A 16,548-nucleotide genomic window follows, 5' to 3' on the forward strand; every position below is an offset into this window, starting at 1 on the left:
TTTTAGATAACTGCAATATTATGGCAGGTTATCGGCTCAGGAGGCTAAAGATAATACATGAAATCTGGTAAAATACCAAACGACATTTTAAATAAAATAGTTATTGGAAAAATTAATACCTTCAGAAAAGAAGTAATTATGCGCCCCGGTATCGGTGAGGACTGTGCCGCAATAGAATTTGATAAATATGCAGCGGTTATGTCTACAGACCCTATAACAGCTGCCGGTAAAAATGCAGGGCGGCTTGCGGTTCATATATCCTGTAATGATATAGCATCTTCCGGTGTTGAACCGTTGGGCTTGATGGTTACTGTATTGTGTCCGGTGGGAACCACAGAAATCGAGTTGGAGCAGCTGATGGAACAGGTTTGTGAAACTGCCGGAAAACTGAATGTAGAAATTATCGGAGGTCATACGGAGGTTACACCTGCGGTTAATAAAATTATTCTGTCTACAACCTGCGTAGGTAAAGCCTATAAAGATAAAATTATATCATCTTCAGGAGCAAAACCGGGAGACAGTGTTATATTAACCAAAAGTGCCGGACTTGAGGGTACTGCAATTATTGCAGGTGATTTTGAGGATGAATTATCACGTTATCTAGATAAAAGTGAACTTCAATATGCAAAAAGTTTTATAGATTACATAAGTGTAGTCCCCGAAGGAGTTCTTGCAGGCAGATTTGGTGCAACATCTATGCATGATATTACTGAAGGAGGAGTGCTTGGTGCTGCTTGGGAAATTGCAGAAGCATCTTGTACGGGTATAACTATAAATAAGGACTCCATACCGATAGAGCCTGTCACACGTCGAATTTGTGATTACTTTGGAATAAATCCTTTGAGATTGATTTCCAGTGGATGTATGATTATAACCTGTAAGGATGGAGAAGGTTTGGTAAAGCTTCTTGAAAAAAATAAAATTAAGGCAACCATAATAGGGACAATTACTGATAAAAATGCCGGTAGAATCCTTGTAAGCAAACAAGAAGGGACTGTAAAGGATATTGATGCTCCTGGCTCTGATGAACTGTACAAATTAATTAAATAATGTATAAATATGTAATATAAGTGCGATATTTGCATATTTAATTGACATATATATGGATATTTTATTATAATTTTACTTGCGTGAATAAAAAAACGAGCAAATGTCACGATTTAATGACATTGGAGTGGAGGCATTTTATGTACAATATTGATACAATAAAGAAGATGGACCCTCAATTAGCAGAAGCTATTGAGATGGAAGTTAACAGACAGAGAAATAAGATAGAATTGATTGCTTCAGAGAATTTTGTAAGTGATGCAGTTATAGAGGCTCTTGGCACACCATTAACAAACAAATATGCTGAAGGGTATCCAGGTAAAAGATATTACGGAGGCTGCGAATATGTTGATATAGTTGAACAGTTGGCTATTGACAGAGCTAAGCAGATCTTTGGTGCGGATCATGCGAATGTACAGCCACATTCCGGAGCACAGGCTAACACAGCAGTATACTTTGCTTTCCTGAATCCCGGAGATACTATTTTAGGAATGAATCTTGCACACGGAGGACATTTAAGTCATGGTAGTCCTGTAAATATATCAGGAAAATACTATAATGTAGTACCATATGGCGTAAGAGAGGACAACTGTTATATAGATTATGATGAGTTGAGAAAAATTGCTAAGGAAAACTCACCAAAAATAATCGTAGCAGGAGCAAGTGCTTATCCAAGAACACTTGATTTTAAAGCGTTCAGGGAAATTGCAGACGAAGTGGGAGCAATTCTTATGGTTGATATGGCTCACATTGCTGGTCTTGTTGCTGCCGGATTACATCCAAATCCTGTTCCATATGCTGATGTTGTAACTACTACAACTCATAAGACATTAAGAGGTCCAAGAGGAGGTATGATTCTCTGTAAGCAGGAATACGCAAAGAAAATCGACAGTGCCGTGTTCCCAGGAAATCAAGGTGGCCCATTGATGCATGTTATTGCTGCTAAGGCAGTGAGCTTCAAGGAAGCACTTACGGATGAATTCAAAACATATCAACAGAATATTGTTAAAAATGCAAAAGCTTTGGCTTCTGCACTTATGGAAAAAGGATTTAAACTAGTTTCTGACGGTACAGACAATCACCTTATGCTTATCAACCTGACTAATATGAATATTACAGGTAAGGAAGCTCAACACAGATTGGATGAAGTATGCATTACCTGTAACAAAAACGGTATTCCTTTTGATACTCAGAGTCCATTTATCACTAGTGGTATAAGACTTGGTACTCCGGCTGTAACCAGCAGAGGAATGAATGAAGAAGATATGAAGGAAATTGCAGACTTGATTTACCTCACAATAACAGATTTTGAAAATACAAAATCAAGTGTTGCAAAGAGAGCAGAAATTCTTTGTAACAAATACCCTTTATATAAATAAAACATAAATAATTATATATGAATCCTGTATCATATTACTGGTACAGGATTTTTTGTATCTATGTTTGGAAAGAAAAGCTTATTTGTAAGAGAAATGTATTCTGCTGGAGCCTTTGAGTGAGTTTCGACTAAAAATCAAATGAGTGTTAAATCTATATTTGAATAAATCAATTTATTCCTTACTCTGTATTCCTTGGGTGTTAAACCGGTAATCTTCTTAAATTGCCTTGAAAAATAATTACTGTCAGAAAAGCCGCTTTCCAGTGCTATATCAGCAATACATAAGTTACTGTTTTTAAGCAGGGAACAGGCATGATTAACTCTAAGTTGCAGAATATATTTAAAAGGGGTAGTACCATAATTTTCCTTAAATATTCTGTTAAAATGCCTAACGGACATATGTGCTTCATCTGCTAATTTATCAAGTTTTATGGGGTTAAGATAATTATTTTCTATAAACAATACAGCTTTTGCTAAATGTATAAATTTATCGTGCAAGTGTTTATTTTCTATAACGTATTGTCTTGATAGGTATACAACCATTTCCATAAAATGAGCATAGATCATGGTTTGATATCCCTGATTTTTTCTTTTATATTCTTTATTAATGCGAGCTCCAAGATCTGCTACATATTCTAAACTAGAAATAGAGAGTGATAGGGTATTACTGAAACTGTACTTTTTTCTAAAAAAGGGCTCTAATACGAAAAGTGCCTGATACCCTGGTGATTTCTTTATATCATTACATATTTCGGTGAGCCGTTCTGGTTTGTATATTATATTTATTATTTTAAAGTTATGAGGGTCTTTATACCCGTGTGATATATCCGTATTAAATACGAAAACATCACCTTTTTTAATAAAGAATTCTTCTGAATTGACTATATGAGTGGCAGTTCCGTTTAAAACTATCACAAGTTCAAAAAAATCGTAGTGGAAATGCTCAGGCATATCTTCATCATGAAATCCATACTGAATGTAAAAAGGAAAATCTGGCTCTTTCGTAAAATAATGAAGATACATATACTCCATTTATTTCAACTCCTTGTCTAAATAATGCTATTTTTAGACTAAAAAGTCAAGGAATATTGCATATATTTGCTATATATTTAAATAAAAGTTATTCTCAAAATATAGGAGGAAAAGTATGAATCAAAAAAAATTACTTGCTTTATTTTTATGTATTGCAATAATATGTACTTCGTTGATTACATCAATGATTATTATCAATGCAAGTGCTCCTCAGGGTTGGAGGAACCTTCAGGATTTTTATGTATTTAAGGATAAAGTCAGTGGATGGTCTGGAAGCGGAGCAGGTGAATTAGAAACAGAAAACGGGAATTTACCTGTTGATACCCAAGTTACATACCAAAATTTACCTTCATTGCGATTGAATCTTCAAACACAACTTTCTTCGTATTGGATGTCGGTAATACTAACATTGGCTGAATGGAACTGTCATGATGTATCTCAGTATGTTCCCAACGGATATTTAGAATTTAATGTAAAGGGTAAAAAAGGAGGAGAGGAGTTTGTAATTGGAGCAGTTGATCATGTAAGCGAGCGTGCATCAGGTGTTGAGCAGAAAATAACAAAACCGATAACTGATTACTGTACGATTACAACTGAGTGGCAACATGTAAAAATACCCTTAAAAGATATTTTAGAGCCATCACTGGGTATGGATCCATACAATGCAAAGGCAATTGTACTTGATAAAGTAAATCTTGATCCATTCTGTGTATGGATTAATCAACTGAAGTTGACTTCTCCAAATAAAGAAAAAGCGTATCCTGCAATCAAGGTAAATCAGGTAGGATTCCGTGAAGATGCCGAGAAATATGCCTATGTTTCAGGGTTTGAGGATGAGTTTACCGCTACAGAAGGAACTCCATTCCAGGTGAAAAGAGTTTCTGACGATTCCGTAGCATATAATGGTCAACTGGTTCTTTTGAAGGATTACGACCCGGATTCAGGTGAAAGGGTGTTCAAAGCAGTGTTTACCGACCTTGAACAACCGGGTGAATATTACATTACAGTTAATATGTCAGGAATAGAAAAATCACCTAAGTTTAAGATTGGAAATGATGTTTACAAATCACTTTTGACTGATGTAGCAAGATACTTTTATTATCAGCGTTCAGGTATAGACCTTACGGATAAATACTGTCCCGATTATCCAAGAAAAGACAAAACACCACAGGACATAACTGCTGTCTTTGACTCTGACTACGGAAAGACAAGGGATGTATCTAAAGGATGGTTTGATGCTGGAGATCTTGGAAAGTATGTAAGTACAGGAGCAGGGACTTTAATAAATCTTTTTTGGGCTTACGACATGTTCCCAGAGCTATATCAGGATAATCAGTTTAATATTCCCGAAAGCGGAAATGGTATACCGGACATACTTGATGAGGCAAGATGGGAGTTGGAATGGATTCTAAAAATGCAAGAAACCTCAAGCGGAGGTTTTTATGCAAGAGTTCAATCCGATGATGATGGTAACATAACAAAAAGGATTATAAAGGATAAAGAGGGTGACACCACAAATATAAGACCCACAGAAGATACTGCATGTGCAGCTGCTGCTTTAGCTCACGCTTCCATTGTATATTCAAAATATGATCCAGCGTTTGCACTTACTTGTCTGAATGCAGCAAAGAGTGCGTGGACGTATCTTGAACAGAATCCAAACAATATTAAATCTCCAAATGGACCTTATAATTCTGACAACGATATGAGCAGCAGACTCTTAGCAGCAGCATCCTTGTATCGGGCTACAGGTGAAGCAAAATATGATAATTATTTTGTTGCAAACTATTCAAAAGGAAAGGATATTTATGAGAATGCATCAGGAGATTGGGTAGGAAACTGGAACTTTGCATTTTTCTCTTATATGAAAGCCGATAACCGAAACATTGATGCTGAAAAGTGGTTCAATATCGAGTTTGAAATCTGGTTAAATAATAAAATTGAACGTTACAAAAACAGTGCATGGGGAAATGCCCTTACAAACTCAAACTATTACTGGGGCAGTAACAACCAAATAATGGGTATGTGTATGGAAGCTGTTATTGGTTCAAAACTTCTGGGCACAAATAACGAGACTATTAACAACATGGCACTTTCTTCATTACACTGGATTCTTGGTGCAAATCCCTTAAGAAAGAGCTTCGTGTCAGGTTACGGTGAAGATTGTATTAAAACCATATTCGCTACCTTTAATAGTGACGGAAAACCGGGGATAGCTAAGGGCTTTATGCCGTTAGGTCCTAACAGGTATCAAGGGGCTGGCCTTTCAAACTTCCCTGCAAAATGCTATTTGGACAGTGCAGATGAATGGACTACAAATGAGCACGCTATTGGTTCTACTTCCACTCTTCAGTTTATCACCGCATTTGCCAACAGTAACTTTCAAAATGAGAATCCTATAAAAGTTGGTGATGTAAATGGGGACAATTCAGTTGATGCTCTAGATTATGCACAATTGAAAAAGTACTTGTTGGGACTTGATAACACTATAAATGTAAAGAATGCGGATATAAATGGAGATGGGGTAATTGATGCAATTGATTTAGCAAATTTAAAGATAATATTACTCAAATAAAATTAATGAAGTGGATTAAGAGAGCAGAGCGAAATTTAGAGCTTTGCTCTTTTTTTTCGAGCAAATACTTTCTCTCCACCATAATTATATCATACTAAAAAATTAAAATGCAGACTGTTTGTTCAGTTTTTACGGTGCTATAATGCAATAACATGCTAAAAATACGTGTTTGGAGTGAATATAGAATATTTGTAAAAGGTAATTATAAATAAGCTATTACACAATGCTCCATTAAACTATTTTTATGTGATATTAACTAAAGGAATACCTAAGAGGAGGAAAACTAATGAGTTCTTATGTATTTAATATCCAGGATATTGACAAAACAAAAATCATGATTACTGGAGGAAAAGGCGCGAATCTGGGCGAACTTTCTAAAATTGAAGGCATACGTGTTCCAGAGGGTTTTTGTATTTCTACCGAAGCATATAAAAGAGTTATTGCAGAAAACCCAAAAATTAACAAATTACTTGATTTCCTAACCATTCTCAGAGCAGAAGAAAGAGATAAAATAGGTGAACTCTGCAGTGAACTCCGTAAAGAAATAGAAATTATAGTAATTCCACAAGACATTATTGAAGATATTATACGTGTCCTCTCCGAACTTGGCGAAAATAATGCCTACGCTGTACGCTCCAGTGCAACTGCGGAGGATCTTCCGACAGTTTCTTTTGCAGGACAGCAGGATACTTACTTGAATATTATTGGGAAAGAGTCCATCCTAAAGCATATCAGCAAATGTTGGGCATCGCTGTTTACTGAGAGAGCAGTAACTTATCGCCTTCAAAACGGCTTCGACCACCGTAAAGTAAATTTGGCGGTTGTTGTTCAGAAGATGGTTATTCCCCAGGTTGCAGGAATTATGTTTACTGCCGATCCTGTAAGTTCTAATAGAAAGGTATTATCCATTGATGCCGGTTTTGGCCTCGGTGAAGCTTTAGTATCGGGACTTGTAAATGCAGATAACTATAAAGTAAGAAAAGGTAAGATTATTAGCAAAAAAATAGCAACAAAGCAGTTGGCCATTTATGCACAAAAAGACGGTGGTACTAAAAAACAGAAAATTGAGCTTGATATGCAGAACAAGCAAGTGCTCACTGATGAGCAAATTGTGCAGCTTGAACATATTGGCAGAAAGATTGAAGAACATTTTGGTAATCCTCAGGATGTTGAATGGTGTTTGGCTGATGAAACATTTTATATTCTTCAGAGTCGTCCTATTACTACGCTATTTCCCATTCCTGAGGCAAATGACCATGAATACCATGTTTATATATCTGTAGGTCATCAACAAATGATGACTGATGCTATGAAACCTTTAGGTTTGTCATTTTGGAAATTAACATCTGCCGGAAATATGTTTACAGCCGGTGGAAGACCTTTTGTTGAGGTTGCGCAAATGCTGGCTTCCCCTGACATGAGGGAAATATTATTAAACAACATGGGACAACACGATCCACTTATCAAAGACGCATTGATGACCATAATAGAACAGGGAGATTTTATAAAACCTTTACCAGAGGATAAAAAAGAGCTAAGTACTGAAAAAGGTAAAATAGTTTTGTCATCTGCGGATATTCTGGCTCAGGGAGGGAACAATCCTGCAATAGTTTCTAATTTGATTGAGAGAAGTCAAACATCAATAGAAACTTTAAAACAAAAAATCCAATCAAAATCAGGAGTAGATTTATTTGATTTTATACTGGAAGATATCTCGCTATTTAAACAGAGCTTATTTAATCCCCAAAGCATGGGTGTAATTATGGCTGTAGCAAATGCTTCCACCTGGCTCAACGAAAAAATACTGGAGTGGTTAGGTGAAAAAAACGTAGCCGATATTCTTTCACAATCTGTACAAAATAATATTACTTCCGAAATGGGTCTTGCTTTATTGGATGTGGCAGATGTGATTCGTCCTTATCCTGAAGTTATTGAGTATTTAAAAAATACAGAAGATAATAATTTTTTGGATGAATTGATTAAGTTTGAAGGGGGGCAGGAAAGTAAAGCTGCAATTATGTCTTATCTTAATAAGTATGGAATGAGGTGCAGCGGAGAAATCGATATTACAAAACCTCGCTGGAGTGAAATGCCTGTCACACTTGTACCATTGATTCTTAATAATATCAAAAATTTTGAGCCTAATGCTGCTAAGAAGAAATTTGAGCAAGGACTTAAGGAGGCTTTACAGAAAGAGCAAAAGCTATTAGAACGGCTAAAATTATTACCGGATGGTAAGCAAAAAGCTGAAGAGACAAAAAGAATGATAGACCTACTCCGAAATTTGGCAGGATATCGTGAATATCCAAAATACAGCATTGTCAGTCGGTACTTTATTTACAAGCAGGCATTACTGAAAGAAGCTGAACAGTTGGTTAAAGCCAATGTTATTAATGATAAAGAGGACATATACTATCTAACATTTGAAGAACTTCACGAGGTTGTACGAGGGAGTGAAGTGGATTATAAGCTCATCAACAAACGTAAGGAAGAGTTAAAATTATACAAAAAATTAACACCTCCGCGAGTTTTAACGTCTGATGGAGAAATCGTTGTAGGGAAATATAAACGAGAAAATCTTCCCAATGATGCTGTTGTAGGGTTACCAGTTTCTGGAGGAGTGGTAGAAGGACGAGCGCGTGTAATTTTGGATATGAAAAATGCTGATTTAGAAGAAGGGGATATCTTAGTAACAGCTTTTACCGACCCAAGTTGGACACCCCTATTTGTATCCATAAAAGGTTTGGTAACTGAAGTTGGGGGAATGATGACCCATGGAGCAGTTATAGCTCGTGAATATGGTTTGCCAGCGGTTATTGGAGTAGAAAATGCTACCCAATTGATAAAAGATGGAGAAAGAATTCGAGTTAATGGAACAGAAGGGTATGTAGAAATTCTATAATTATTTTGAAGAAGTCTAAAACCTGATAACGGAGATATCAAAAAAATACGTTTTTATATTTAATTATTTTGAAAAACTTTCAATGTATTATAAGTTTAAGTTTTAGCATCAATATAGAAAATATTCTTCCAATTCAAAAATATTTCTATATCCCCCAAACTGTAAGCAAGATAATTCACCAAAATCTTCTCTAGAATTGAAAATTGTTGAATAATGTTGAAAAATGTAATATAATAGTGTAAAAATATTCATTATATTATAAAATTATGACTTGGGGGTTATATTAATGAGTAATGAAGCTATGCTAAGGTCACATACTTTAAAAGTTAATAAATTCACTATAATTACTTCCATGCTAGGAGCCATTTGTTGCTTGGCACTAGCTATTTCTTCTATTCTTTCAACTTATATTCCGTTTGCAATTCTAGCAATAAGTACTTGTACATGTGCAATACTTATGTATAAAAAAATTAATGAAAAGGTTGTTATGGCAGTGCTTTTATTCTTTTTATATACATTTTTATGCTCATTAATAATGGACTTACCTAATTCAGTGACTGCTTTTATCATGTTAGGTTTATGTTTTACTACTACGTATCTTCGCAAATGGCTTGTTCTAATATATGGCATCTTTATGAGTAATATATTACTTTTCCTTCAAATCTTTAAAAATATTTATAACTATCACGATTTCAGTTTACAACTAGCTTCTATTTTATTTTGCACATCGTGTTTATTTTTACTAACTAAATGGGGACTTGGAATAATTAAAATTGCCACTGAAAAAGAAAAACAGACAAATATTCTATTAACTGATTTACAAAAAACTATGGATACTGTTAAATCAAATACATTTTCACTAAATAATGATATAGCTGCTTGTAATACAAATCTGGAACGTTTTCAAGAGGCAAGTAAGGGAGTTACAGCAACAGTCCAGGAAGTAACTAAAGGAGTTGTAGGTCAAGCAGAAAGCACCAATGAAATAAATAATATGATGAGTGAAGCGAAAGATAAGATTTCTGAAGTACTTAAGTATTCAAAAAAGCTTGCTGAGGTTTCAAGCATGGCAAGTGATGTAGTAACTGAAGGCTCCGAAAAAATAATCAATATGGATAAACAGATGAACTTAATAAATATTTCATCAACAGAGTCCCTTGCTACGGTTGAGGAGCTTCAAAGCAATATGGATGAAATTATTAACTTCTTATCAGGTATTACACAAATTGCTGAGCAAACAAATTTATTAGCACTGAATGCTGCTATAGAAGCTGCTAGAGCTGGTGAAACAGGAAAAGGATTTGCTGTTGTAGCAGATGAAGTGCGCAAGCTGGCTGAGCAAACTGCAAATACAGTAAAGCAAATTGATCAGGTTATTGCAAATATAAAAATTAAAACACTCAAAGTTGTTGATAAGGTGAAGGATGGAAATATTGCAACGAGTGAAGGTGAAGTACTCATAAATGATGTTACAGAAGTTTTTAAGAAGATTCAATTATCCTTCAAAGATATAGATATTAATATTGCTAATGAATTAAATATGATTGAGAATGTATCCTCTATTTTCTCTAAAATACATCTAGAAACTGAAAGTATTGCAAGTATTTCAGAGGAGCAGTCAGCAGCAACAGAAGAAATGCTGGCAACTATGGAGGAACAAAGTGCAAGTATCAATTTAATTTATTCATCAATGCAAGATATAAATAATTCTAGTGAAAATCTGCAAGCAGTTATTAGAAATAATATTTGATAAGATGTTGTAAGGGTAACAATCCATCCATTTCTGAAGTGCACCCAAAATGTTAGATATTAAGTTTTTAAAATCTAACATTTGGGTGCACTTTTCGCGTCTAAGAAAAAGTGCAATTCCGAGTTTAAGCTTGAATTGATCAACGTTATCAGAAAAGAAACATATCTTCCAAAGCCTGTTCTACAGCTTTAGCTGTCACGGACTTTGTCCTCTTTTTCTTTTCAATTTGAACGGTCCTTTTTCACAATACAATGATTTTAAATGAAATGAAATCTGATTATAAAATTTGTACTGCATCTCTAATAAAAAAGTAGTGATATCATGTAACGTTATTAATTGAGTTAACATAAAATATTGATATAAAATAACCTTTATGAGAGGTACTTACTATGTTGTCAACCATTGAATTTATAGAACAGTCGCTGGGTTTACATTTGTTTTTTGCAAGGATTATGAAAGAACACTCATTTTTCCTTGAAGTGGCATTTACACCAAAGGACACTAATTTTACTCAACAGGCTGATAATTTTCGCAAAGAATTTGATAGAATTCTAGGAGATGTTATTTCACTTTCTAACGGCGTTGTTAATCCAGGCGTTTTACAATCAGGTGAAGTAATAACACCCTTTACTCTTAAAGCAGAACAGGCAACCACATTTTTTACTGGAGTACGTATACCAACTCAACTAACACAGGCAGAAGCAAAATTAATGGGAAGTGGAATTATAACAGCCAACCCTATGCTTGAACGACAAGTATTTGCTCTTAACCAACGGGCAATAAAAGCAACTGCTGAGTTAATAAAGTTTAAATCAAATATTTTATCTAATGTTTTAAGCTGTAAAATGTTTACACTTAATTACCCTTTGTTGATAATACACATAACTCGTGAGGCAGAATTATATCTTCAGCAGCTTAGAAGACTTCAAAACAGGGAAGAGATAAAGCTGGAAAGAGAAGCCTACCAACAGGAATTTTTCTGGAATAGGCAAATGGCAGAGCATGCTAAGTTTATAAGAGGGCTTCTTGACCCGACAGAAAATAATTTAATTAATCAAGCTAATGATTTTGGTAATGAGTTTGATCAATTGACAGTAGAAGCTAAAGCGGCAATGGACGCTACGACTCCATTGACTAATGTTACTGACGAAAGCTTAAGGGCAACTGAGAATTTAAGAAATTTCAAGGCACAAGGCACCCAAGGAATTCTCTCATGTAAAATAAGATCAATCATAATTCCGCTGCTGGGTGACCACGTACTACGTGAAGCGAATCACTATCTGCGGCTGCTTAAAATGTTTGAAAAAGCAGATAAAACATTGTACGGAGACGCTACATTATAATATTTTAAAAACCAAGAGGCTAAGCTTTGGTCCACCAAGGATCTGTAGATTTAGCTTCTATTTTTTATACAAAAAACTGTATTAATATTTTAGGATGCAGGCATTTTTTTGTACTTTGCACTAATCTCCTTCTTAGCTGAAAAATCATAAGGGAGATGTCTCTAAATTTCTACAAAAAAATGACTCAATCAAGATGTAAGGAAAATATTGACATTAAACGTAGTACATGCTAGAATTTTGGATATATAAGTAAACATATAGGAAATATGGAAAAAATGTTTAATTTTAATAAATTATGGACTAATAGTAAGTTTTAATATATAAGGAGTCTTCAGTTAATTGTTTTGATGCTGGCATATATAAACTTTTGGAGGAATCTATGATTTAAGGTCCAGCAGCGCAAAGCTATTTGCTTTGCAATCATATTATATCACAAATGTATCCATTTAAACATTATATGTGTTTTTGTATTTCAAATATTTCAAAAATAAAATTCAATCAGAAAGTTAAAGGAGCAGAAAATGTTGACATTTGTATTTCCAGGACAGGGAGCTCAGCAGAAAGGCATGGGAAGTCATCTGTTTGATGAATTTAAAGAATTGGTTGACAAGGCTGACGAAATATTGGGGTATTCCATAAAGGAGCTATGTATCGATGACCCAAGACAGCAGTTGGCAAATACCAGATATACTCAGCCTGCTATATATGTAGTCAGTGCATTGAGCTATTTAAAAAAGATTCAGGAAACAGGCATAAAACCTGATTATGTTGCGGGACACAGTCTTGGTGAGTATAATGCTCTTTTTGCGTCGGATGCCTTCGACTTCGAGACTGGGCTAAAACTAGTTAAAAAGAGAGGCGAGCTTATGAGTCAGGCATCAGGAGGTGGAATGGCGGCTGTTGTCGGACTGAACCGCAGTAGGGTTGAAGAGATTTTGCAAAATAATAGTCTTGAGAGTATAGACATAGCTAATTTGAATTCTGAGACACAGATTGTAATTGCCGGAAAAATAGAGGATATTGAAAAGGCAAAACAAGTTTTCGAGGATGCCGAAGGCCTAAGAATGTATGTACAGCTTAAAGTAAGCGGTGCTTTTCACTCACGGTATATGTCTGAAGCAAGAAAAGAGTTTGAAAAGTATTTGGAAAAATTCACTTTTTCAGAAATGACCATACCTGTCATTTCAAATACTTATGCAAGGCCATACAAACAAAGTGAAATTAAAAGACTTTTATCCCAGCAGATAGACAATTCAGTAAGGTGGAATGAGAGTATAAAATATTTAATGGCCCTTGGGGTGAATGAGTTTGTGGAAGTAGGCCCAGGTGCTGTTTTAAGCGGTATGATTAAGAAAATAAAAAGTGAGACTTCCGCTGAAGAAATTGAAAGAATAAGGAAAGATATTGATACTGCCACTAAAGCAAGCAATGAGAATGAATATGAGGAGCATCTAGGTAAGCAGAGAGTCATTAAGGAAACCGCGTGTGCTTTTCCTGAGATTACAGAATTTTCACTGGGAAGTTTCGAGTTTAAAAAAGAGTACAACTTAAAGTATGCATATGTTACAGGTGGTATGTATAAAGGAATTGCTTCCGAGGAAATGGTAATAAAAATGGGTAAGGCGGGAATGATGGGCTTTTTCGGTACAGGAGGAGTTGATTTTCCCAAAATAGAAGAAGCTATACGCCGTATACAGAAGGAGCTTACAGAAGGACAAGCGTATGGCTTTAACTTTCTTCACAGCCCCGACAGCCCGGAAAGGGAAGAAAAATTAGTTGATTTATTTTTACAATACAAAGTAAGAAATATAGAAGCAGCAGCTTTCTTAACTATTACTCCGGCACTGGTCAGGTACCGGGCCAAAGGTCTAAAACATACTCAGCAGAAAACAGTTAGTATCTCAAATAGAATTATTGCAAAGGTATCTCGGCCTGAGGTTGCAGAAGCATTTTTAAGCCCCGCACCTGAGAGAATCGTTTCAAAGTTACTAGCTGAAGGTAACATTACTTCTGAAGAAGCAATGTTACTAAAAGAGGTACCGGTAGCAGACGGTATTTGTGTTGAGGCTGATTCCGGAGGCCATACCGACGGTGGAGTTGCTTTTGCATTATTACCGGCCATGATTAAATTAAGGGACGATATGATGGAAAAGTACCGGTATCAAAAAAAGATATTGCTTGGGGCAGCAGGAGGAATAGGAACGCCAGAGGCGGCAGCAGCAGCTTTTATACTTGGGGCAGATTTTATACTGACTGGTTCTATAAACCAGTGTACAGTTGAAGCAGCAACCAGTGAAGCCGTTAAAGATCTGCTTCAGCAGATAAATGTTCAGGATACCGAATATGTGCCTGCTGGGGATATGTTTGAACTGGGTGCGAAAGTTCAGGTAATGAAAAAGGGATTATTTTTTCCTGCCAGAGCAAATAAGTTATTTGAATTATACCGAAGGTATAATTCCATTGATGAAATTGACGAAAAAACAAAGAAGCAAATAGAGGAAAAATATTTTAAACGCAGCTTTGAAAAGGTATTTGAGGAATGCAAATCTTTTTATTCTGCCAATGAAATTGAGAAGGCTGAACAGAATCCTAAGCATAAAATGGCTTTAATATTCAGATGGTATTTTGGTTACAGCACTAACCTTGCATTGAATGGCAGTAAGGAATCACGAGTAGACTACCAGATTCACTGCGGACCTGCGTTAGGTGCATTTAACCAGTGGGTCAAAGGAAGTGACAAAGAAAACTGGAGAAACCGCCATGTGGATGAAATAGGAAAAATGATTATGGCAGAGACTGCAAAGCTGCTATCTCAACGGATAAAAGCTATAGCGATATAGTTATTCCAGTTGAATTAATTAGGGGGGTGGTTAGAAATGAAATTAGAAATCTTAAAATATGTACCGGAGAAAGAGCAAAAAGGTCTCCCGATTCTTTTTATACATGGAGCACATCATGGAGCCTGGTGTTGGAAAGAGCATTTTCTTCCGTATTTCTCCTCAAAGGGTTTCTATGGGTTAGCTTTAAGCCTTAGAGGGCACGGGGAGAGCGAAGGATATGAAGAACTGCATTCCTTTTCACTAGATGATTATGTTGAAGATGTGCTTCAAGTAATGTCGTCTATAGAGGGTAAATTGATACTGGTGGGACATTCAATGGGGGGAGCTATTGTTCAAAAACTCCTTTATTATCATCCCGAAAAGGTTGAAATGGCGGTCTTAATGGCATCTGTTTCTCACAAGGGAATGGTTAAAGATATGTTGCGTGTAGCTGTTACAAACCTAAGAGTTGTTTTGCAGATGATCAAGTTCAATAAAGGTGAAGATGTAATTTTTCCCCCAAAAGTATTTTTTTCAAAAAAGCTTAATGCAGATGAAAGGAATAAATATCTTGAGCTTCTTCAACCTGAATCTGATAGAGCACGTAATGATATGTTCAAGCCTATTGTCCCTTTGCCGGTGAGTACAAAAGTACCGGTTTTGGTGATTGGATCAAAAAAGGACTGGTATTTTCCAAATAAAACTGTAAAAGAAATTGCTAAGGCCTATGGTACAGAAGCAGTTATCTTTCCAGATATAAGTCATGACATGATGCTGGATCCCAGATGGAAGGAAGTTGCTGACAAGATGATAGAATTTTTTACTAATACTCAAAAACAAAGTTTGGCAAGTGTAAAAGGAGAATAAGAATGAGTCAACAGGGGTCTTACCAAATAAAAACAATAGCTAGTAATGTGGAAAAGGAAATTGACAGGCTAAAAGGACAAGTGGAATTGTTTTGGGATAAAGAACTAAAGCATTACATCGAGTTTGGGTTAAGAGATGGAATATCTATTGTTGAACTGGGAGCAGGTCCTGGATTTGTTACGGAAAAAATTGCTGAAAAATTTCCAAACACTAAAATAACTGCCGTAGAGATTGAGCCTCTGCTGGTTGAATATGCCAGAAAAAACCTGTCTTTAAAAGGAATAACGCAGTGTGAAGTGATTGAAGGATCAATAATGGACACAGGTCTTGAAGATAACAAATATGATTTGGCAATTACAAGATTGGTGCTGGAACACCTGCCAGACCCGGTAAATGCGGTACGTGAAGTTTACAGAATATTAAAACCGGGGGGAAGAGCCATTTTTGTGGACAATGACTTTGAAATGCACATTATGACCAATCCCCATATTCCTGAATTAAGAGATTTGTATGATGCTTACTGTCAGTCAAGGTACCAAGAGGGTGGAAATCCCAAAATTGGACGTGAACTACCAAATATATTAAAAAATGGCGGATTTACAAAGGTGGATTTTGAAATTATTAGTGCTCACAGTGATATTGTCGGTGAGGAATTATTTTCAAGGTCCGAGGGTATTGGTATTCCAACGAAACTAGTTCAGGACGGCTTCTTATCAAGTAAGATGCTTGGGAAAATTTCGATTAGCTGGCGTAATATGTTAAAGGCTGAAAAACACTCAATAGTAAGGCAGTTGTATATGGGCATCGGTGAGAAAGTGCTTTAAGGAGGTAACAG

At 35.8% G+C, this 16,548-nt stretch carries 10 protein-coding genes; 9 read left to right on the plus strand and 1 reads right to left on the minus strand.

The features are described from left to right. Positions 1-57: 57 nt before the first annotated feature. Together K412_RS0118045 and K412_RS0118050 are read left to right on the plus strand one after the other, a co-directional pair. The gene (locus K412_RS0118045; RefSeq protein ID WP_024834381.1) at positions 58-1,050 is read left to right on the plus strand and encodes an AIR synthase family protein; all 993 of its coding nucleotides are present in this window, start codon (positions 58-60) and stop codon (positions 1,048-1,050) included. Between the two features lie 137 nt (positions 1,051-1,187). Beyond that, a complete protein-coding gene (locus K412_RS0118050) occupies positions 1,188-2,426 on the plus strand; it encodes a serine hydroxymethyltransferase (protein ID WP_024834382.1) in 1,239 nt (412 codons plus the stop codon). A 134-nt stretch (positions 2,427-2,560) separates the two neighbouring features. Here K412_RS0118050 and K412_RS0118055 read toward each other — a convergent pair whose 3' ends face one another. Further along, a complete protein-coding gene (locus K412_RS0118055) occupies positions 2,561-3,457 on the minus strand; it encodes an AraC family transcriptional regulator (protein WP_024834383.1) in 897 nt (298 codons plus the stop codon). Positions 3,458-3,572: 115 nt separating this feature from the next. Here K412_RS0118055 and K412_RS0118060 point away from each other — a divergent pair, with 115 nt between their 5' ends. The 7 genes from K412_RS0118060 to K412_RS0118090 all read left to right on the plus strand — a co-directional run bounded on the left by K412_RS0118060 (position 3,573) and on the right by K412_RS0118090 (position 16,537). Then, complete coding sequence (locus K412_RS0118060; protein WP_024834384.1) at positions 3,573-6,032, plus strand: glycoside hydrolase family 9 protein; 2,460 nt, start codon at positions 3,573-3,575, stop codon at positions 6,030-6,032. Between the two features lie 286 nt (positions 6,033-6,318). After that, positions 6,319-8,934, plus strand: coding sequence for a phosphoenolpyruvate synthase (ppsA, locus tag K412_RS0118065; protein ID WP_024834385.1), 2,616 nt, complete (start codon positions 6,319-6,321; stop codon positions 8,932-8,934). A gap of 286 nt (positions 8,935-9,220) precedes the next feature. Beyond that, positions 9,221-10,684, plus strand: coding sequence for a methyl-accepting chemotaxis protein (locus tag K412_RS0118070; protein ID WP_024834386.1), 1,464 nt, complete (start codon positions 9,221-9,223; stop codon positions 10,682-10,684). A 389-nt stretch (positions 10,685-11,073) separates the two neighbouring features. Continuing rightward, a complete protein-coding gene (locus tag K412_RS0118075; protein WP_024834387.1) occupies positions 11,074-12,027 on the plus strand; it encodes a DUF2935 domain-containing protein in 954 nt (317 codons plus the stop codon). 521 nt (positions 12,028-12,548) lie between these two features. After that, on the plus strand, positions 12,549-14,867 hold the full coding sequence (gene fabD / locus K412_RS0118080) for an ACP S-malonyltransferase (RefSeq protein ID WP_024834388.1): 2,319 nt from the start codon (positions 12,549-12,551) through the stop codon (positions 14,865-14,867). 36 nt (positions 14,868-14,903) lie between these two features. Further along, positions 14,904-15,713, plus strand: a complete 810-nt coding sequence (locus K412_RS0118085; protein ID WP_024834389.1) for an alpha/beta hydrolase — start codon at positions 14,904-14,906, stop codon at positions 15,711-15,713. Between the two features lie 2 nt (positions 15,714-15,715). Continuing rightward, positions 15,716-16,537 carry a class I SAM-dependent methyltransferase gene (locus K412_RS0118090; protein ID WP_024834390.1) on the plus strand — a complete coding sequence of 274 codons (822 nt, stop codon included), beginning with the start codon at positions 15,716-15,718 and terminating at the stop codon, positions 16,535-16,537. The last annotated feature ends 11 nt before the right edge of the window (positions 16,538-16,548 follow it).

Origin of the sequence: Ruminiclostridium josui JCM 17888, assembly GCF_000526495.1 — a bacterium.
In the GTDB taxonomy this organism is placed as follows: domain Bacteria; phylum Bacillota; class Clostridia; order Acetivibrionales; family DSM-1351; genus Ruminiclostridium; species Ruminiclostridium josui.

Excerpts from the sequence above, each read along its gene's own strand:
- K412_RS0118045 (WP_024834381.1), top strand. The coding sequence starts at position 58 with ATGAAATCTGGTAAAATACCAAACGACATTTTAAATAAAATAGTTATT.
- K412_RS0118050 (WP_024834382.1), top strand. The coding sequence starts at position 1,188 with ATGTACAATATTGATACAATAAAGAAGATGGACCCTCAATTAGCAGAA.
- K412_RS0118055 (WP_024834383.1), bottom strand. The coding sequence starts at position 3,457 with ATGGAGTATATGTATCTTCATTATTTTACGAAAGAGCCAGATTTTCCT.
- K412_RS0118060 (WP_024834384.1), top strand. The coding sequence starts at position 3,573 with ATGAATCAAAAAAAATTACTTGCTTTATTTTTATGTATTGCAATAATA.
- ppsA (WP_024834385.1), top strand. The coding sequence starts at position 6,319 with ATGAGTTCTTATGTATTTAATATCCAGGATATTGACAAAACAAAAATC.
- K412_RS0118070 (WP_024834386.1), top strand. The coding sequence starts at position 9,221 with ATGAGTAATGAAGCTATGCTAAGGTCACATACTTTAAAAGTTAATAAA.
- K412_RS0118075 (WP_024834387.1), top strand. The coding sequence starts at position 11,074 with ATGTTGTCAACCATTGAATTTATAGAACAGTCGCTGGGTTTACATTTG.
- fabD (WP_024834388.1), top strand. The coding sequence starts at position 12,549 with ATGTTGACATTTGTATTTCCAGGACAGGGAGCTCAGCAGAAAGGCATG.
- K412_RS0118085 (WP_024834389.1), top strand. The coding sequence starts at position 14,904 with ATGAAATTAGAAATCTTAAAATATGTACCGGAGAAAGAGCAAAAAGGT.
- K412_RS0118090 (WP_024834390.1), top strand. The coding sequence starts at position 15,716 with ATGAGTCAACAGGGGTCTTACCAAATAAAAACAATAGCTAGTAATGTG.